Raw genomic sequence first — 18507 nt, forward strand, 5'->3', positions numbered from 1 at the left:
AGGATCACGGGTGGAGTATCGGATCGACGATCTGGCCCATGCGGCCGGTACCACCACCCGGAACGTGCGCGCCTACCGTGAACGTGGCTTGTTGCCTCCTCCCGAGAAGCGTGGTCGCGTCGGAATCTACGACGACACGCACCTGGCGCGTCTGAAGTTGATCGACATTCTGCTGCAGCGTGGTTTCACGACGTCGCACATCAGCGACTTCATCAGTGGGTGGGAGAACGGTAAGGATCTCGCGGAGGTCCTCGGGTTGCAGAATGCCGTCACCGAGCAGTGGTCCCGCCAGGACTCGGTGGAGATTCCACTGGCGCTGGTCGACGAATTCCTCGGTGAGGGTGACCAATTGGCGCGGCTCGAGGCGCTGGGCCTGGCTCGGGTCGAGGGTGAGAAATGTGTGTTCACCGACCCGGAGTTACTCGAGGGGTTCTCGTCGTTGTCGGGCCACGGCTTCACCGTCGGGCAGCTCATCGACGTCCACGAACGTATTCATGCAGCGGTCGACGGTGTTGCCAAGGACATGATCGCCACGGCGAAGCAGCACATCGTCGACCAGCACGGTGAAGGGTGGCTACCGGGCGAGACCGAGGTGGGCGCGACGGCGGACATGCTCACCCGCATGCGCGAGCTGGCCGTGTATTCGGTGAACTCGACGCTCGCCCGGGCTCTGGACGAGAATCTTCAGCGCGAGCTCGGTGACTATCTCACGACCGCGATGCGTAGAAACGACCGAGAAACTCGTCCTTGAATTCGTGGAATCTGTTCTGCTGGATGGATTCACGGATGTCGTCGACGAGTTTCACGGTGAATCGTTCGTTGTGTATGGTGCACAGCGTCGACGCCAACATCTCCTTCGCCTTGAACAGGTGATGGATGTAGGCCCGGGTGTAGTGCGCGCAGGTGTAGCAGTCGCAGTTCTCGTCGATCGGCGTGAAGTCTCGACGATGCTTGGCGGTGTTGATGTTGAATCGGCCGGTCGGTACGTAGATCGCTGCGTTGCGGGCCACGCGTGACGGGTTGACGCAGTCGAACGTGTCCGCGCCGTTCTCGATGGCAGTGAAGAAGTCGTCCGGTTCGCTGATGCCGAGCATGTGGCGCGGTTTGTGTTCGGGCAGTTCTTCGTTCACCCACCGGGTGATGGTGCCGAGGTTCTGCTTCTCCAGCGCGCCGCCGATGCCGTAGCCGTCGAAGCCTCGGCCGGTCTCGCCGGTGATGGTCTCGAGGTCGTGTGCGGCCTTGCGGCGCAGATCCTCGTACTGCGCGCCCTGCACCACCCCGAACAGTGCCTGATACGGCTTCCCGACGCGCTCCGCCGTCAGCCGCTCGTGTTCGAGGACACAGCGTTTCGCCCATGCCTGTGTGCGGTCTACCGACATCTCCTGGTAGCCGCGGGTGTTCATCAGGGTCGTCAACTCGTCGAACGCGAACATGATGTCCGCGCCTAGTTGGTGTTGGATCTGCATCGACACTTCGGGAGTGAACCGGTGCCGCGATCCGTCGAGGTGCGATTTGAACGTGACTCCGTCGTCGTCGACGTGGGCGAGGCGTTCCTTGCCCTGGGCGATGACGTCGTCGGATTCGACGCGGCTCGCGTCCATCGAGATGACCTTCTTGAATCCGACACCGAGCGACATCACCTGGAAGCCGCCGCTGTCGGTGAACGTCGGCCCGTCCCAGTTCATGAACGTGCCGAGGCCACCGGCTTCGTCGACGATGTCGGGGCCGGGCTGAAGGTAGAGGTGGTAGGCGTTGGCGAGCACCGCCTGCGCACCGAGGTCCTTCATGGCCTCCGGCAGCACCGCTTTCACCGTCGCCTTCGTACCGACGGCGATGAACGCGGGCGTCGCGATGTCTCCGTGGGGCGTGTGGATGGTCCCCGTACGTCCCAGGCGGTCCTCCAGCCGGGTGTCGATGCTGAAGAAGGGATCGTTCGGAGTGCTCACAGGCCCAACCCTAAACGTCCATCCCCGGCTAGCTGAATTGAGAGGCGTACAACCGCCCGTATGCACCGCCCGCGCCGACGAGCGAGTCGTGGTCGCCCTGCTCGACGATTCGGCCGTCCTCCATCACGACGATGAGGTCCGCGTCGCGGATGGTCGAGAGCCTGTGGGCGATGACGAAGCTGGTCCTGTCACTGCGTAGAGCGGCTGTTGCCTTCTGCACGAGCAGTTCGGTGCGAGTGTCGACGGAGCTGGTGGCCTCGTCGAGGATCAGGATCAGCGGTTTGGCCAGGAACGCGCGCGCGATGGTGATGAGCTGCTTCTCGCCTGCGCTGACGTTGTTGCCTTCCTCGTCGATGATCGTGTCGTAGCCGGCCGGCAGCGAATGCACGAACTTGTCGACGTAGCTGACGCGCGCGGCTTCGAGAATTTCTTCCTCGGTGGCGTCGGGATCTCCGTAGGCGATGTTGTCCCGGATGGTTCCACCGAACAGCCAGGTGTCCTGCAGCACCATTCCGGTGCGCTCGCGGAGTTCGTCTCGCGTCATGGAGCGGGTGTCGACGCCGTCGACGGTGATCCGGCCTGCGTCGATGTCGTAGAAGCGCATGATGAGGTTCACCAGTGTGGTCTTGCCTGCACCTGTCGGGCCCACGATGGCGACGAGGTGCCCCGGCTCCGCGACGAGCGAGAGATCCTCGATGAGCGGTTGATCTTCGCGGTAGCTGAAGGACACGTTCTCGAATTCGACGCGGCCGTGATCGGTGGCCGGGAGGGCAGGGCGAGAAGGATCGGGGTCCTCGTCGTCGGCGTCGAGGAGGTCGAAGATGCGTTCCGCGGACGCCACTCCCGACTGCACCAGGTTCACCATGGAACCGACCTGCGTCAGTGGCTGAGTGAACTGTCGCGAGTACTGGATGAAGGCCTGGACTTCACCGAGGCTCAGGGTGCCCGACGCCACGCGCAGTCCGCCGACGACGGCGATGATGACGTAGTTGACGTTCCCGAGGAACATGATGGCGGGCATGATCATGCCGGAGATGAATTGTGCCCGGAAGCTGGACTCGAAGAGCTTGTTGTTTCGTTCGCCGAACTCGCGCTCGACCTCGGCTTGACGGCCGAACGCCTTCACCAGTTCGTGTCCGGTGTAGGTCTCCTCGATCTGACCGTTCAGTTTGCCGGTGTATTTCCACTGGTTGACGAAGTGCGGTTGCGAGCGTTTGGCGATCACCGCGGTGACGAGGAACGACGCCGGAACCGTCAGCAGGGCAACGAGAGCCAGCAGCGGCGAGATCCAGATCATCATGCCGAGGATGCCGACGACGGTCAGGATGCCGGTGATCAGCTGGCTCAGGGTCTGCTGCAGGCTGGTCGAGACGTTGTCGACGTCGTTGGTGACTCGGCTGAGCAGTTCTCCTCGGGTGTGAGAGTCGAAGTACTTCAGTGGAAGCCGATGAATCTTCCGTTCGACGCTGCCGCGAAGGTTGCGGATGGTGCGCTGCAACGCAATGTTCAGGATGTACCCCTGAGCCCACGCCAGCAGTGCCGAGACCACGTACAGCGCGAGGACGAACAGTAGGACGTTTCCGACGGCGGAGAAGTCGATTCCGATGCCGGGCGTGACGTCCATTCCGTTCACCAGGTCGGCGAACGTGTCCTGCCCTTGCGCGCGAAGGCCGTCCACCGCTTGCGCTTTGGACTGTCCGGGCTCGAGTTGACCGCCGATCACGCCGTTGAAGATCAGGTTGGTCGCGTGTCCGAGGATCGTCGGTGACGCCACCGACAGTACGACGCTGGAGGCCGCGAAGACGAGCATGATCGAGAGCAGCATCTTCTCGGGAGCGAGAAGGCCGATCATGCGTTTGAGCGACGGCTTGAAGTTCTTCGCTCTCGTTCCCGGCACTATCGTCTTGCCGGGTTTCGCCGGCGCAACCGGTGCATTCGGCGGTGCGGGTGTGGGCTGGCTGGTGGGAGGGACCGGTCGCGTCATGATGCAGCCACCGCGTGCTGGGAGTCGACGATCTCCGCGTACGTCGGGCACGTGGCGATGAGCTCGTCGTGTGTTCCGAGCCCTACGGGTTGCCCGTCGTCGAGTACGAGGATCTGGTCGGCGTCGATGATGGTGGAGACTCGTTGGGCGACAACGATCATGCAGGCGTCCTTCATGACCGGCTTCAGCGCGGCTCGGAGTTTGGAGTCGGTGGTCAGGTCGAGGGCGGAGAACGAGTCGTCGAACAGGTAGATGCTCGGCTTGCGGACCAGCGCTCGTGCGATGGCCAGGCGTTGACGCTGGCCGCCGGAGACCGTCGTGCCGCCTTGTGACACTTCGGTTTCGAGGCCTTCCGGCATCTTGCGAACGAAGTCTGCGCCCTGCGCGATCTCCAGTGCTTCCCAGAGTTCGTCGTCGGTGGCGTCGGCTTTGCCGTAGCGGAGATTGGATCCGATGGTGCCGGAGAACAGGAAGGGCTTCTGCGGGATCAGGCCGATCTCCTGCCGGAGCGCATCGATGTCCAGGTCACGAATATCGGTGCCGCCGACGAGAACCTGGCCGGCGGTGACGTCGATGAGCCGTGGGACGAGGTTGATCAGAGTCGATTTTCCGGATCCGGTTCCACCGATGACGGCAGTCACCTTGCCGGGTTCCGCTGTGAAGTTCACGCCGCACAGAACCGGGAACTCGGCTCCGGGGTAGGCGAACTCGGCGTTTCGCATCTCGACGATTCCGGGCGCTGTTGCGAACGGTTTCGGCTGGGCGGGCAGGACGACGGAGGACTCGGTCGACAGGACTTGGCTGATGCGGTCGGCGCACACCGAGGCGCGGGGCACCATCATGGCGATGAACGACGCCATCATGACCGACATCAGGATGAGCATGATGTAGCTGAGCAGGGCGGTCAGTGCGCCGATTTCCATGGTGCCGTTGTTGATCGCGTGTCCGCCAAACCAGATGACGGCGACGCTGGTGACGTTGGAGATCAGCATGACCGTCGGGAACATCAACGCCATCAGACGGCCGACGTGCAGTGCTGCGGCGGTGAGCGAATCGTTCGCGACGCCGAACCGGTCGATCTCCTTGCGTTCGCGGACGAAGGCCCGAACGACACGGATGCCGGTGATCTGCTCACGGAGTACCCGGTTGACCGCGTCGATCCGCACCTGCATGGCGCGGAAACCTGGGACCATTCTCGCGACGATCAAGCCCATGGCGATGGCCAGGCCGGGTACGGCGATGAGCAGAATCCAGGACAGTCCGATGTCTTCCCGCAACGCCATCACGACGCCGCCGATGCACATGATCGGCGCCATCACGACGATGGTGAAGCCCATGACGATCAGAAGCTGGACCTGTTGAACGTCGTTGGTGTTACGAGTGATCAGTGAGGGTGCACCGAACTGGCCGACCTCACGAGCGGAGAACGTGCCGACGCGGTGCAGAATGGCACCGCGCAGATCCCGGCCTGCGCCCATCGCGGCCTTGGCCCCGATGAGTACCGCCGCGACCGAACACACGATCTGCACCAGCGACACGAGCAACATCCACCCACCGGTCGTGAGGATGTAGCCCGTGTCGCCGCGCGTGACGCCGTTGTCGATGATGTCGGCGTTGAGGCTGGGCAGGTACAGCGACGCGGCCGTGGCCACGAGCTGCAGGGTGACCAACCCCGCGATCGCGCCCTTGTAGGGAGCGAGAAATTTCTTGAGAAGCGGGATCAGCATGATGGCCGAAGATTACTCGTACACATGGGTAACAGTCTCCACATTTCTACCGGTGAACATCAATCTTCGGCCATCGAGGCTGGTCAGGACTTCGGGGGCGCCTTCTGCAGCTTGGCACCTTCGATGTCGACGTCGGGCAGGATCTTGTCCAGCCACTTCGGCAACCACCACGCCTTGTCGCCGAGCAGTGCCATCACCGACGGGATGATGACCATGCGGACGACGAACGCGTCGAAGAACACTGCGGCCGCGAGGGCGAAACCGATCGACTTGATGAACGAGTCGGGCTCGGCGATGAAGGCCGCGAAGACCGAGATCATGATGACCGCTGCCGACGTCACCACACGGGCTCCGTACTTGAACCCGTTGACGACGGCGTCCTTCGCCGGAGTGCCGTGGACGAACTCTTCGCGCATTCGCGACACCAGGAACACCTGATAGTCCATCGCGAGGCCGAACACGACACCGATGAGGAAGATCGGCATGAAGCTGACGATCGGCTGCGGGTTGCTGATCAGCCCCAGCCCGCCTTCCTGGAAGATGAACACCGTCGCACCGAACGTCGCGAGGACGCTGAGCAGGAATCCGAGTGTCGCGGTCAGCGGCACCAAGATCGACCGGAACACCACCATCAGCAGTACGAACGCCAGTCCGACGACCACGGCGAGGTACGGCACGAGTGCATCCTGCAGACGCTCGGACACGTCGAGTTCGAGCGCGGTCTGACCGGTCACGCCGTAGGACACGCCGTCGGTCTCGGCGAAGCCCGGCTCTGCTGCACGAAGGTTCGCAACGAGGTCCTTCGTCGCATCGCTGTTGGGCGAACTGTTGGGCGTGACGAGGATCTGTGCCGTGTCGCCAGCCTGGTTCACCGCGACGATCTGCGCGTTCTCGACGTCGTCTTCCTCGTAGATCGACTCGATGACCTTACCGAATCCGGCCGTGCGATCCGCTTCCGGCGTTGCGGAGGCGTCGGCGATGACGAGAAGCGGTCCGTTGCGGCCGGGCCCGAAGCCCTCGTCGACCAGGTCGTACGCCTTTCGGACCGAGGTCGACGGGTCCGACGTGGCGATGCTGGGCAGTGCCAGCGACAGGCCGGTCGTCGGGCCTGCGATGACGGCGAGCAGTACGACGCCGCCGATCAGGCCGATCGCGGGACGCTTGACCAGCGCACGTGCCCAGCGGAGACCGTTGGTGGGCGGTGCGTTCGGGTCCTCGGGATCGGTGGTGTTGACGAACTTGATCTTGCCGCCGAACGCCTTGCCTTTGAACACACCGAGCAACGCGGGGAGGAACGTCAGCGCGATCAGGACTGCGACGAACACTGCGAAGCCGGCTGCGTAACCCATCTGCGACAGGAACGGGATGCCGACGACACGCAGTGCGACGAGCGCGATGAGCACCGTTGCGCCGGCGAACACGACCGCAGATCCGGCGGTACCCACCGACCGTCCGACGGCTTCCTCTCGGTCGTCGGTGAGCGTGAGCTCGTGCCTGTACCTGGCGAGAATGAAGAGGGAGTAGTCGATCGCGACGGCCAGGCCGATCATCACCGCGAGGATCGGGGTGAAGGTGGACAGGTCCGCAAATCCCGACGCTGTGGTGATCGTCAAGCTGCTGATGCCGATGCCGACGATGGCGGTGACGAGCGGGAGGCCGGCCGCGAAGGCGGAACCGAACATGATCAGCAGGACGACGGCGGCGACAGCGAGGCCGACGAGCTCGGACGTGCCGCCCGGCGGCGATGCATCCTGGGCGACGCTGCCGCCCAGCTCGACGGTCAATCCGGCGTCACGTGCAGGCTGAGCCGCCTCGTCGAGGGAGGTGCGCAGGTCCTCGGTGACGTCGGCCAGCTCGACGGACAGCGGAACTTCGAGTGTGCCGATGTTGCCGTTCGGGCTCAGCGGCGACAGTGCAGCCGCGTTGGCTGCGGCGGTGTCGGCGGGGGTTCCGTCCTGCTCGGCCAGCGAACTGTACTGCTCGACGATGGCAGTGTTGCCCGCGACCGGGTTGGCGAGCGGCTGGGCCCCACCGGGCTTGGCGGCGGCGTCGACGTCGGCGATCTGGTCGATGTCCGCGATGGTCGCGTCGATCGCGGCGGTGTACGCCGGAGTGTCGAGAGTCTGGCCGTCCGGCGCCTTGAAGACGTACTGCGCCGATACCGCCGTCAGCGGATCCTCGGCGTTGCCGAATCGCTCGCTCTGCAGGTCGAGAGCTTCCTGCGCCGGAGTGCCGGGGATGTTGAACGAGTTGGCCGTCGGGCCGGACAGAGTGGCGGCGCCGACGCCTGCCAGTACGAGAATCGCCAGCCATAGGGCGAGGACAATGCCTTTTCGTCGGAAGGCGAACTTACCGACTCGATAGAGAAATGTAGCCACAGGTCAGCTCCTGAAGTCTGTGTTCGGTGCGCTGGTTTTCGTTTCGCGAGGGTCCGGAAGCCCGGCCTGCAGTTGGTCGAATGCGTCTTCGACGAGCTGTTTCGGCGAAGAATCTCCTTCAGGGTCGGCGGTCCAAATCGTCAAGGCAGCTGTGACGGCATTGCCGACGGCAGCTTGGAGAAGGTTCGGGTACAGGTCACGGTCGATGTCCGTGCCGGTACGCGCGGCAATTGCTTCGCCGAGAACTCGGATGAGCGAGTGGTGAACTTCGAGCTTGCGGGCCATGACACTCGGCGTCGCTTCGATCAGTTGCGCAACGGCGAAGGTCTCCGCGAGGTCCTTGTCCGGATCGGACACGATCGACACTGCCACGTGTCTCATCGCGTCCCAGATGGGCTCGTCGGCAGGGCGATCACGCAGCATCTCGAACCATTCGAGCGCCGAAGCCTCGATGTGGTGGAGAACCGCTTCTTCCTTGTTGGCGAAGTAGTTGTGGAAGGTCCGCGTCGACACACCCGCCTCGGCGGCGATGGCGTCGGCGGTGACGGCGTCGAGTCCCCGCGCTTTCGCCAACTGAACTGCTGCGAGGCCTAGAGCGTCGCGCGTGGCGGCCTTCTTCAGATCACGAAGGCCAGTGCGGGGAGCGGTCACGAACTCCAAGGTACGGAAGTTGCAGAGTTCTGCACTATTGCAGAAGGGTGCAAGTTTGACGATTGAGTCACACCCAACGCACACGGGTGTGTCAGCTCACACCCCGACGTGAGTCAGCGTCGCGCCCAGGCCGCCGGGTCGGCAGTCAGCTCGAACACGAACGCGGGAACATCATCGGCAACGATCTCCGCCAGCGACACTTCCTCCAACACCGCGCGCATGTTCGCCCGCACCGCCAGCCACACCAGCTGCAACGGCTTCGCGGGGCCCGGGTAGTCGACATCCTCCGGACGCTGCCCGCGCACCGACGCCAACGGCCCCTCCACCGCCCTGATCACATCCGCAACCGAAATATCCGACGCCGGCCGAGCGAGCCAATACCCTCCGTCGGGCCCTCGCCGACTGCGCACCAGGTCAGCACGCCGCAGATCCGACAGCACCGACTCCAAAAACTTGTGCGGAATCTTCTGCGCACCCGCCAGCGCCTCAGCCTTCCCCGGAACCCCATCCGCGGCCGCCAGCTCCAGCAAAGTCCGCACGGCATAATCCGCCTTGGCGGTAATGTGCACAGCAATCTCCTCGGCCGACGAATGGTCCCTAATTCCTACCATTCGAATAGGAAATAGGCGAATCCCGAACCCCTTCGGGACCGAATGAACCGTTCGGTCACTCCAAGTGACCAAATGCCACGTTCGGTCCCGAAGAGGGCCGGCAGGGTGTGGTCCACGACACGTCGAAGCGTTACACTTCAGCTACAAGTGTCACGCAAAGGAGTCGAATGGTGGGCGAGTGGGTTCAGTCGGCCTGGAATGCACTCCCCGAGCCGTTACGTGATCCGGTGGCGTTGGCGATTCCGGCGTTTGCTCTGCTTCTGGTGATCGAGTGGTGTGCCGCGATCAAGCTCGAGGACGGCGACCGGGGCAGCTACAAGGGGGTTGATGCGCGGGCCAGCCTCGGGATGGGTGTTGTCTCGATTGCGACGACGACGGTATGGAAGACGCTGGCTCTGTTCGGTTACACGGCCTTGTACGTGTACGTCGCTCCGTGGCATTTGCCGGCCGACGCCTGGTACACGTGGGTGATTCTCATCGTGGGCGTCGATGTCCTCTTCTACGCGTATCACCGCACTGCGCACCGCACGCGGATCATCTGGGCGACGCATCAGGCGCATCATTCCAGTGAGTACTTCAACTTCAGCACCGCTCTTCGCCAGAAGTGGAACAACAGTGGCGAGATAGTCATGTGGCTTCCGTTGCCACTGTTGGGGATTCCGCCGTGGATGGTGTTCGTGGGTTTCTCGATCAACCTGGTGTATCAATTCTGGGTTCACACGGAACGGATCGACAAGCTGCCTCGCGTGATCGAGTTCGTGTTCAACACGCCGTCGCATCATCGGGTCCATCATGGGAACGATCCGCAGTATCTCGACAAGAACTACGGCGGCATCTTCATCATGTGGGACAGGCTGTTCGGCAGCTACGCCGACGAGGTGGCGCGGCCGCATTACGGCCTGACGAAGAAGGTCGACACATTCAACATCTGGACACTCCAGACACACGAATACCGCTCCATCGCACGGGATGTAGCGGCATCGCGGTCGTGGCGTGAACGGTTCGGTTTCGTCCTCGGCCCGCCGGGGTGGACGCCGAGCAGGGCCGAGGCGAAAGAGACTAGTTCGAGTTCAGGTTGATCAGGAAGTCGACCGATCCCGAGCCCTCGACGGTCACGAATCCGAGCGATGGAGGCTCGATGCCGAAGTCCGTCCACGTCGTCGGAATGCTTCCCGACGCGATGAGCGTGTCACCGGACTGCAGGACCTCCATCTCGACGGAGACAGGACGGGACTGGTCCTTCAGGGTCAACGTTCCGTTCGCGGTGACGGTGGCCGTAGTTCCGTCCTTGGGAAGTGATGCCAGGTCCACGGGCGAGTCGAAGGTGAAGGTCGCCGTCGGATAGGTGGCGGTGTCGAAGATGTTGCCGCGGAACTGGTTGTCGCGACGGTCGCTGTCCGTGGTGATCGACCCCGTCTGCACTGTCACCTCACCTTCGGTGAGGGTGTTGTCCGTGATCGTGACGTCGCCGCTGACCTCGGGGGTCGTGCCGACCACTGTGACGTCCGAGCCGTTGAGCACTTCGTCGACGGTGTATCCCGCGGCCGTGGTGTTCGACGCGTCGCCTGGGACGATGGTCCATGTTCCGTCCAGGTCGTCGGTGGAGGCGGCTTGCGCTCCCTCGGTCGAGACCGTCGCGGCGGGCGCGTCGTCCTCTTGGAACGACGCATAGATCTTGGGGCCGAAGTACGCACCGAGCGCGATCACGACGACGAGTGCGCCGGCTATCCACCATTTCTTTGTCATGCCTCGCAATGCTAGTTGCACCTTCAACCCTGTGGGGGTTCGTGCACCTGGCAACTTGCTGAGAAGTTTGTCCGATACCGCCGTGTCGGGCTGCCACCCCGCTGCTGGACAATAGGGACATGGACCCGATCGAAGCTCTGCGCGAGATCGCCTACTGGCTCGAGCGCTCGCGCGCGGACACTCACCGCGTCAAGGCGTATCGGCGTGCAGCCGACGTGGTCGAATCGTTGGGCGAGACTGCGCGATCCGAGCGCCGGAAGGCCGATTCGTGGTCCGCGTTGCCGGGCATCGGAGCCAAGACGTCGCTCATCATCCGTCAGGCCCTCTCGGGCGACGTACCGGACTTTCTTGCCGAGAAGCGTGCCGAGGCCGAGCCGATCGGCGACAACGATCTCCGGTCTGCCCTCAGAGGGGATCTGCATACCCATTCCAACTGGTCCGACGGCGGCAGCGGGATCGAGGAGATGATGCGCACCGCAGCCCGGCTCGGTCACGAGTACTGCGCGTTGACCGATCATTCACCCCGGTTGAAGGTAGCCAACGGATTGTCGGCCGATCGGCTGAGGAAGCAACTCGACGTCGTTGCCGAACTCAACGAGGAACTCGCGCCGTTCCGCATTCTCACCGGTATCGAGGTGGACATCCTCGACGACGGCAGCCTGGATCAGGACGAGGGCTTGCTGGCCGAACTGGATATCGTTGTCGCCAGCGTGCATTCGAACCTGCGGGCCGACTCCGAGTCCATGACCCGCCGCATGGTCAACGCAATCGCCAACCCCCACGTCGACGTGTTGGGACATTGCACCGGCAGGCTCGTCGAGGGTGGCCGGGGAACGAGGCCGGAATCGAAGTTCGACGCCGACGTGGTGTTCGAGGGATGCAAGCAGTTCGGTACCGCGGTGGAGATCAACGCCCGGCCCGAGCGTCAGGACCCGCCGGAGCGCCTCATCGATGTCGCCCTCGAGCGGGGCTGCCTGTTCTCGATCGACACCGACGCACATGCGCCCGGGCAGCTCGACTGGCAGGGCTACGGGGCCCTACGCGCCGAAGCTCGGGGCGTGCCGGCTGAACGCGTCGTCAACACCTGGTCGGCCGAGGAACTTCTCGCCTGGACCGGTGGCAGCCGGTGAAATTCACACGACTAGCGGCCTTCCTCGTGACGGCAGCGTTGACGGCTGGATGCAGTGGATCCACCGTGCACACGCCGCCCCCGATTCCGACGCCGTCTCCCGCACTGATCCCGGCCCTGGCGGATCCGCCGATCAGACTGCTCTACGGCGCCGACGAGGACAACGTGGGCGACCTGTATCTGCCGGACAACGGCGCGGACTCCCTGCCTGTTGTCGTGATGGTGCACGGTGGCGGGTGGCAGCAGCGGTACGACATGTCGTACTTCGGACCGATCTCGGAAGCCGTGGCCGATCGCGGAATTGCCGTGTGGAACATCGAATACCGCCGTGGCACCGGCGATTACCGCGACACGCTCGCCGACGTCGACAACGCGACGGAGGCGCTGGCCAACACGGTCCAGGAGGCTGCGGGTGGCCGGTTGGACCTGGGCCGCGTTCATGTGGCCGGCCACTCGGCCGGCGGCCAGCTGGCCGCGTGGTTGGCGGGGCGTCACACCCTGGATGCGTCGGCTCCTGGCGCGCAGCCGAAGATCATGCCCCGCAGCGCGACGATCATGGCCGGCGTCTTCGACATGGCACGTGCCGCGAACATCGGGGGCGACAAACTCGTGCCCGCGTTCCTCGGTGGTATGCCCGATCAGGTTCCGGACCGGTATCGCGTCGCCTCACCGATCGAGCATCTGCCCATTGGCACACGGGTGACGGCAATCCACGGCGACGCCGACAAGACCGTGTCCGTGAACCAGAGCACGGCCTACGCCGACGCCGCACGTGCCGCGGGCGATACCGTCGACGTCGTCGTTCTGCCGGGAGCCGGGCACGGGGATTTCACGAACAGCGGTTCGGTTGCGTGGCGCACGACGGTCGACGCCATTGCTGCCCACGCGGCCGATGTCGAGTGACGTCTGGTACACAGTTGGCCATGAAGCGGACCATCGTCACCGGCGCAGTGTTGATGCTCGCCCTCGCTGGATGCGGCTCGGACGAGCAGTCCTCGGCCGCGCCCAGCACATCCTCCACGTCGACGACGGTGACGGTGACGGTGACGGCCGCCCCTTCCACGACTGCGGAGCCGCCGCCTGCCGCTCCGGCCGAATCCTTCGTACCCGAGACCACACCGGCGGACGCTCCCCCACCGGCACCCGTGCAATTGCCCATCGACCAGGGCGACGGGTCGAACCGGCCCACCGGCGAGCAACTGTACGTCGAGACCTGCCAGCAGTTCCTTGCCGCGATCGATGCCCTCGCCGTCACCGGCGCTCCACGGAACGTGACCGTCGACGGGATTTCCGCACAGCTGCAGGCCAATCCGAGCTGGTCGACGGTCCCTCCCGAGGACCAGCAGCAGATGCTCCGCGGTTTGGACGCAGCCGGCCTCGGCAGCTGCTGAACCGAGGCGGCGGGAGTGAAGCAGCTGTCAGGTGTACAGATGTCAGGTGTACAGCCTGTCAGGTGTACAGCCTGGCGATGAACGCTTCGATGTTCTCCTGAACCCGTACGACGCGCTCCTCGGTGCTGAGGTTCTCGCGGTACCGGTTGCCCAGCGCCGGGGTCTTCTTGCCTCGTGCGTACAGAGAGCACAGTAGGTCCGTGCACATGTAGGTGCCGACGGTGTTTCCGCGCCGCCCTGATTCGCCGGTCTTCTTGGCGGTCATGAGCGATACGTCGCCGCGTGAGTGCGTCGTCGTGCAGATGGTGCACATCTGCGCGCGGTCGGATCCGCCGGATTCGTGTTTGAGCGCGACGCCGACCAGCTCGTCGCCCTTGGGTAGGACGATGTAGCTTCGACCTGCGTACGACGGGTCGGACCAACCGAGGAAATCCAGCTGTTCCCAGTCGGTGTCGGTCAGGGTGGATGGCAGGTTCATTCGTTTGGCGTCGCCCTTGGAACAGTTCACGAACGACTGTCTGATCTCTTTCTCGGTGATGGACTGCATGTGTGTTCTCCCGGAACGTCAGGCCTTCGGCCAGTTTTCGAGTGCGTGGTGGAGTACGTCGAGTACTCGCTGCCACGTCTGTTCGGATTCTCGCGGGGGGATGCCGTAGCCGAATCCCCCCGAGCTCTCGATCTCGATGAAGCCATGAAATGTGCTGCCCAGCAATCGGACTGCATCGGTTTCGTCGGGTTCGGGCAAGTTGTACGCGCGTAGGATCGCGCGCGACATGTGCGAGTGTTTGCGTGCGTCACTCGCGAGCGCTACGTCCGCGTCGAGCTCGTATCGAGTCGAGTTGTATCGCCCTGGATGTTGACGGGCGAAATCGCGGTACGCGTTGGCGAACGCGACGAGCGCATCTCTGCCCGCCCGCCCCGCCACGGCGTCGGATACCCAATCGGCCAGTTCGGACAGCGAGGCGACAGCCACCCGTTGCCGGAGATCTCGCAAGTTCTTGATGTGCGAGTAGAGGCTGGCGTCTTTCACGCCGAACGATTTGGCCAGGGCAAGAACAGTGACGTTCTCGAACCCGATCTCGTCCGCCATGTCCGCGGCCGCCGCGGTGAGGCGAGCAGCATTGAGGCCTGCGCGTGCCATCGTTACCTCCCTCCTAGCCGGAACCGGCTTTTGCCTAATAACACTAGGAAATAGTAGACGCGGGCAAGGTTTGCTGCAAACCGTTTACCCCGGGCGCACAACGACCACTCGTAACAGACCTTCCGGTTTTCGAGGTTAGCCTTGCCTACTGAGAATGTGTAAGGATCTAATCCGACCGGTGGGCTGGTGCCCGTGAAGAACAGAAGATTGCGAGCGCGCATGACGGTGCAATCCGAACCGCTGACCGCGGACGATGCAGGCAACAGCCTTCCGCGGACGGTTGCCCAACAGAACAAGAAAGACCAAGCGCATGCCCGACGCGCAATCCTCGCGCCGGTCGGTCGCACCCTGACGGTGGCCAGTGTCATCGCAGCAGTTGCCGCGGTGTGCGCCGTCGCCCCGTTCATCGTGATCGTCGAGATGTGCCGTGAGCTGCTGGACGAATCCACCGATACCGGGCGCATCTGGGTGCTGCTGTTCGTCGCGTTCGGGGCACTGGGTGCGCAGATACTTCTACAAGCGGTAGCGATGACTCTGTCCCACCTCACGGATGCGGGGGTTCAACTCTCGTTGCGTAGAGCGTTGGCGCTGAAACTCACCAGGGTTCCACTCGGCTGGTTCGCATCTCACAATTCCGCGGAGATCAAGGGCTATCTACAGGACGACGTCGACGCACTCCACTACCTCGTCGCGCATGCGCGGCTGGAGTTCGTCGGGGCCGTGGTGATACCTCTGGTCACGCTGGTGTACCTCTTCACTGTCGAGTGGAGACTGGCATTGTTGCTGATCCTCCCGCTGCTGGTCTACGCAATTCTGTTGAGCCGCATGATGGATCAGTCCAGTCGCGACCGTCTCGCGGTGTTCAATCGGTGGAATCGTCGGCTGCGTTCCGCAACAATCGAATACGTCGACGGCATCCAGGTGGTCCGCGCATTCGGCCAGGCAGGGAAAGCACACAGGTCGTTCCAGGACTCCGTCGACGGTCAGGCCGACGCCCTCGGCAAGTTCAAGACACCGATGATCCCATTGCAGGCGACTGCGGACGTCGTCATCTCTCCGGTCTTCGTGATGCTGTTGACGGTCGTAGGCGGGTTGATCGGGGTGTCCCAGGGGTGGTTCGACGCCATCGACGTCCTGCCGTTCCTCCTCGTCGGCCTCGGGATAGGCAGCGCTGCAATGGGACTCGGCTACAGTGGTCAGGCCCTGAGGGACGGCGCCGTTGCCGCGCAGCGACTGCACGCTCTGCAGGAGGAGTCCGAACTGGCCGTCGCTACCACCGATGCGCCCGGCATCGTCGACGGGACGGTCGAGTTCGAGTCCGTGAGCTTCGGCTACCGACAGGACCGTGCCGTTCTCCACGACGTATCTTTCGAGCTCTCGCCGGGAACCATCACCGCTCTGGTGGGCCCGTCGGGATCGGGGAAGTCGACCCTCGCGGCCCTGTTGCCTCGGTTCTACGACGTGGAGTCCGGACGAATCACGATCGGCGGCAGGGACATCCGCGCCATCGGACCGGAGCAGCTCTACCGCACAGTGGGGTTCGTGTTCCAGGACGTCCGCCTCATCGCCGGAAGTATTCGTGACAATCTGCTCCTCGCACGTCCCGACGCCGACCAAGCGGCGCTGGAGGTCGCAACTCGCGCGGCTCGGATACATGAGCGCATCGCTACACTCCCGCGCGGTTACGACTCGGAAATAGGCGTCGACGCCTCCCTGTCCGGCGGTGAAGCCCAGCGGCTCTCGATTGCCCGCACCTTGCTCGCCGACACACCGATCCTGGTTCTGGACGAGGCGACCGCGTTCGCCGATCCGGAGTCCGAGGCCTCGGTGCAGGACGCTCTTGCGGTGCTGGTCTCCGGAAGAACCGTGTTGGTGATAGCACACCGCCTGCACACCGTTACCGGCGTCGACCAGATCCTGGTGTTGGAGAAGGGAGCGATCGTCGAGCGCGGCACGCACGACGATCTGGTCCACGGCGGTGGGCTCTACCAGAGGCTCTGGGATGTCAACGAAGCTGCGTTGGGCGCCGCCGTACACGTGGAGGAGAACCGATGATCGCTGCAGTCTTCCGTCTCGTACCCGACGAGTACGCACACCTCAACCCCCGACTGATCGCCGTCACGGTCGCGCAGGCACTATCGCAGGCCGCGGCGTATTGCTTGCTCGTGCCGCTGCTCGAGGCATTGTTCGACGGCGACACCGGCCGCGCATGGCGCTGGGCGGCAGTCATGGCCGTTGCCGTCGCTCTGATGGGCGGGCTCACGGTCCTGCAAGCAACGCTGGGTCTGAGAATCGCCATCGGAATGCAGTCGGGACTGCAGACTCGCTTGGGTGATCGGCTCAATGCGCTCCCACTCGCGTGGTTCGAGACCCACAACGCTGCATCGGTGTCCCGCATCGTCATCGACAACGTCCTCGACATCCAGCACGCCGTCGCGTACCTCACGGCCAAGCTGATCACCAGCATCCTCGTTCCCGTCGGAGTTGCCGTGGGAATGCTGTTCGTCGACTGGAGAATTGCTCTGTCCATGCTCGTCGCCGCACCGATTCTGTTCGCTGTCAACCGTCTCGGGAACGCAGCGTACGTCCGAGCGGACGAGCGAACACATGCAGCTGCCACCGAGGCGGACACACGCGTCGTCGAATTCGCGCAGGCTCAACCCGTTCTGCGTGCGTTCGGCGCTGTCGGAGACGGCAACCGCGCGCTGGGCGCGGCCTTGGAAGCGCAGAAGTCCGCGGCAACTCGTAACGTCGTATCGGCCGTCACCGGCGTGATCATGTTCGGCCTTCTCGTGCAGGCCGCATTCCTGGCTCTCACCTATGTAGTCGTCGGCCAAGTGACGGGCGGTGCGATCTCCACCGCCGCAGCCATCGCGCTGATCGCGGTGAGTGCGCGTTTCATCGAACCACTCAATCAGGCGGCACAGATCGGAACCGCGTTGCGGTCGGCATCGACGTCGATCGCCCGCGCGACGGAGTTGCTCGTCGAACCTGCTCTGCCCGAGACGAATTCGTCGGTGCAGCCCGACGCGCCCGCCGTGGAATTCACCGGTGTCACCTTCGGCTACGGTGAGACCCCCGTCGTCTCCGACGTGTCGTTCTCCGTCGAGGCCGGTACGACGACGGCAATCGTCGGCCCCAGCGGATCGGGCAAGACCACACTGCTTCGGCTTGCTGCTCGATACGCCGACGTCGACGAAGGCAGCATCACGGTCGGCGGCCACGACGTGCGTGCGCAACCGTCGGAAACGTTGTTCGGGCAGTTGTCACTGGTGTTCCAGAACGTCTACCTGTTCGAGCGGTCCATTGCCGAGAACATCAGGATCGGGAGACCCGACGCTTCCGACGACGACATCCGTCGAGCCGGCGCGATCGCCTGCGTGGACGACATCGTCGAACGACTCCCCGACGGATACGACAGCGAAGTCGGCGAAGGCGGAACCACCCTGTCCGGCGGCGAGCGTCAACGTGTATCGATCGCCCGGGCGTTGCTCAAGGACGCACCGATCGTCCTTCTCGACGAAGCAACCAGTGCCCTCGACCCGCACAACGAAGCCGTCGTCGTCCGGGGCATCCATGAGCTGACTCGGGACAAGACCGTCATCGTCGTCGCACACCGACTCGCCACCATCGCGCACGCGGATCGAATTCTGTTCCTGCACGACGGGCGCATCGTCGAACGTGGAACACACGACGAACTACTCGCCCTCGACGGCCGATACGCCGGCTTCTGGCACGAGCGCTCGCGGTCCAGCGGCTGGAGGTTGGAGCGCGATCCCTCCATCGCTTGACGCGACCCCGGA

The 18507-nt window shown here is 63.9% G+C and carries 16 protein-coding genes; 7 read left to right on the plus strand and 9 right to left on the minus strand.

Annotated elements, in window-relative coordinates:
• Positions 1 to 10: 10 nt before the first annotated feature.
• Positions 11 to 751, plus strand: a complete 741-nt coding sequence (locus tag H292_RS0107965) for a MerR family transcriptional regulator (protein WP_020111044.1) — start codon at positions 11 to 13, stop codon at positions 749 to 751.
• Here H292_RS0107965 and tgt read toward each other — a convergent pair.
• The 6 genes from tgt to H292_RS0107995 form a co-directional block, all read right to left on the minus strand.
• Positions 708 to 1946, minus strand: coding sequence for a tRNA guanosine(34) transglycosylase Tgt (gene tgt / locus H292_RS0107970; RefSeq protein WP_020111045.1), 1239 nt, complete (start codon positions 1944 to 1946; stop codon positions 708 to 710). The two genes, H292_RS0107965 and tgt, sit on opposite strands and share 44 nt — an antisense overlap.
• 28 nt (positions 1947 to 1974) lie before the next feature.
• Positions 1975 to 3930, minus strand: a complete 1956-nt coding sequence (locus tag H292_RS0107975) for an ABC transporter ATP-binding protein (protein WP_020111046.1) — start codon at positions 3928 to 3930, stop codon at positions 1975 to 1977.
• Entirely contained in the window at positions 3927 to 5657 is a 1731-nt protein-coding gene (locus H292_RS0107980; protein ID WP_019662856.1) for an ABC transporter ATP-binding protein, read from the minus strand. Before H292_RS0107980 ends, H292_RS0107975 begins: the two co-directional genes overlap by 4 nt.
• Positions 5658 to 5740: 83 nt before the next feature.
• Positions 5741 to 8035 carry an MMPL family transporter gene (locus H292_RS0107985; RefSeq protein ID WP_019662855.1) on the minus strand — a complete coding sequence of 765 codons (2295 nt, stop codon included), beginning with the start codon at positions 8033 to 8035 and terminating at the stop codon, positions 5741 to 5743.
• Positions 8036 to 8038: 3 nt separating this feature from the next.
• Positions 8039 to 8695 (minus strand): TetR/AcrR family transcriptional regulator, encoded by a 657-nt coding sequence (locus H292_RS0107990; protein ID WP_019662854.1) that lies wholly within the window; start codon positions 8693 to 8695, stop codon positions 8039 to 8041.
• Positions 8696 to 8799: 104 nt separating this feature from the next.
• A complete protein-coding gene (locus H292_RS0107995) occupies positions 8800 to 9255 on the minus strand; it encodes an RrF2 family transcriptional regulator (protein WP_027498680.1) in 456 nt (151 codons plus the stop codon).
• Positions 9256 to 9464: 209 nt separating this feature from the next.
• Between H292_RS0107995 and H292_RS0108000 the strand changes: the two genes are divergently transcribed.
• Entirely contained in the window at positions 9465 to 10376 is a 912-nt protein-coding gene (locus tag H292_RS0108000; RefSeq protein ID WP_196248763.1) for a sterol desaturase family protein, read from the plus strand.
• On the opposite strand, the gene H292_RS0108005 is transcribed toward H292_RS0108000, so the two are convergent.
• Complete coding sequence (locus H292_RS0108005) at positions 10357 to 11043, minus strand: YceI family protein (RefSeq protein ID WP_019662851.1); 687 nt, start codon at positions 11041 to 11043, stop codon at positions 10357 to 10359. The two genes, H292_RS0108000 and H292_RS0108005, sit on opposite strands and share 20 nt — an antisense overlap.
• A gap of 119 nt (positions 11044 to 11162) precedes the next feature.
• Between H292_RS0108005 and H292_RS0108010 the strand changes: the two genes are divergently transcribed.
• Genes H292_RS0108010 through H292_RS26910 form a run of 3 tightly spaced genes read left to right on the plus strand, consistent with a single transcriptional unit; the run spans position 11163 to position 13563 of the window.
• A complete protein-coding gene (locus H292_RS0108010) occupies positions 11163 to 12173 on the plus strand; it encodes a PHP domain-containing protein (protein WP_020111049.1) in 1011 nt (336 codons plus the stop codon).
• Positions 12170 to 13075 carry an alpha/beta hydrolase family protein gene (locus H292_RS0108015; RefSeq protein ID WP_020111050.1) on the plus strand — a complete coding sequence of 302 codons (906 nt, stop codon included), beginning with the start codon at positions 12170 to 12172 and terminating at the stop codon, positions 13073 to 13075. Before H292_RS0108010 ends, H292_RS0108015 begins: the two co-directional genes overlap by 4 nt.
• 20 nt (positions 13076 to 13095) lie before the next feature.
• Positions 13096 to 13563: a hypothetical protein gene (locus tag H292_RS26910; protein ID WP_037188081.1), complete on the plus strand. Its 468-nt coding sequence runs from the start codon at positions 13096 to 13098 to the stop codon at positions 13561 to 13563.
• A gap of 58 nt (positions 13564 to 13621) precedes the next feature.
• Here H292_RS26910 and H292_RS0108025 read toward each other — a convergent pair whose 3' ends face one another.
• Together H292_RS0108025 and H292_RS0108030 are read right to left on the minus strand one after the other, a co-directional pair.
• On the minus strand, positions 13622 to 14110 hold the full coding sequence (locus tag H292_RS0108025; RefSeq protein ID WP_020111051.1) for an FBP domain-containing protein: 489 nt from the start codon (positions 14108 to 14110) through the stop codon (positions 13622 to 13624).
• 18 nt (positions 14111 to 14128) lie between these two features.
• Positions 14129 to 14704, minus strand: a complete 576-nt coding sequence (locus H292_RS0108030) for a TetR/AcrR family transcriptional regulator (RefSeq protein ID WP_019662846.1) — start codon at positions 14702 to 14704, stop codon at positions 14129 to 14131.
• Between the two features lie 219 nt (positions 14705 to 14923).
• Between H292_RS0108030 and H292_RS0108035 the strand changes: the two genes are divergently transcribed.
• Both H292_RS0108035 and H292_RS0108040 read left to right on the plus strand, forming a co-directional pair.
• Positions 14924 to 16759, plus strand: coding sequence for an ABC transporter ATP-binding protein (locus tag H292_RS0108035; protein WP_231383787.1), 1836 nt, complete (start codon positions 14924 to 14926; stop codon positions 16757 to 16759).
• Complete coding sequence (locus H292_RS0108040; RefSeq protein WP_020111053.1) at positions 16756 to 18495, plus strand: ABC transporter ATP-binding protein; 1740 nt, start codon at positions 16756 to 16758, stop codon at positions 18493 to 18495. The genes H292_RS0108035 and H292_RS0108040 overlap by 4 nt, the downstream gene beginning before the upstream one ends.
• Positions 18496 to 18507 lie beyond the last annotated feature (12 nt).

Origin of the sequence: Rhodococcus sp. 114MFTsu3.1, from assembly GCF_000383555.1 — a bacterium.
Lineage (GTDB): Bacteria > Actinomycetota > Actinomycetes > Mycobacteriales > Mycobacteriaceae > Rhodococcoides > Rhodococcoides fascians_E.

Excerpts from the sequence above, each read along its gene's own strand:
- H292_RS0107975 (WP_020111046.1), bottom strand. The coding sequence starts at position 3,930 with ATGACGCGACCGGTCCCTCCCACCAGCCAGCCCACACCCGCACCGCCG.
- H292_RS0107980 (WP_019662856.1), bottom strand. The coding sequence starts at position 5,657 with ATGCTGATCCCGCTTCTCAAGAAATTTCTCGCTCCCTACAAGGGCGCG.
- H292_RS0108000 (WP_196248763.1), top strand. The coding sequence starts at position 9,465 with ATGGTGGGCGAGTGGGTTCAGTCGGCCTGGAATGCACTCCCCGAGCCG.
- H292_RS0108005 (WP_019662851.1), bottom strand. The coding sequence starts at position 11,043 with ATGACAAAGAAATGGTGGATAGCCGGCGCACTCGTCGTCGTGATCGCG.
- H292_RS0108010 (WP_020111049.1), top strand. The coding sequence starts at position 11,163 with ATGGACCCGATCGAAGCTCTGCGCGAGATCGCCTACTGGCTCGAGCGC.
- H292_RS26910 (WP_037188081.1), top strand. The coding sequence starts at position 13,096 with ATGAAGCGGACCATCGTCACCGGCGCAGTGTTGATGCTCGCCCTCGCT.
- H292_RS0108025 (WP_020111051.1), bottom strand. The coding sequence starts at position 14,110 with ATGCAGTCCATCACCGAGAAAGAGATCAGACAGTCGTTCGTGAACTGT.
- H292_RS0108030 (WP_019662846.1), bottom strand. The coding sequence starts at position 14,704 with ATGGCACGCGCAGGCCTCAATGCTGCTCGCCTCACCGCGGCGGCCGCG.
- H292_RS0108035 (WP_231383787.1), top strand. The coding sequence starts at position 14,924 with ATGACGGTGCAATCCGAACCGCTGACCGCGGACGATGCAGGCAACAGC.
- H292_RS0108040 (WP_020111053.1), top strand. The coding sequence starts at position 16,756 with ATGATCGCTGCAGTCTTCCGTCTCGTACCCGACGAGTACGCACACCTC.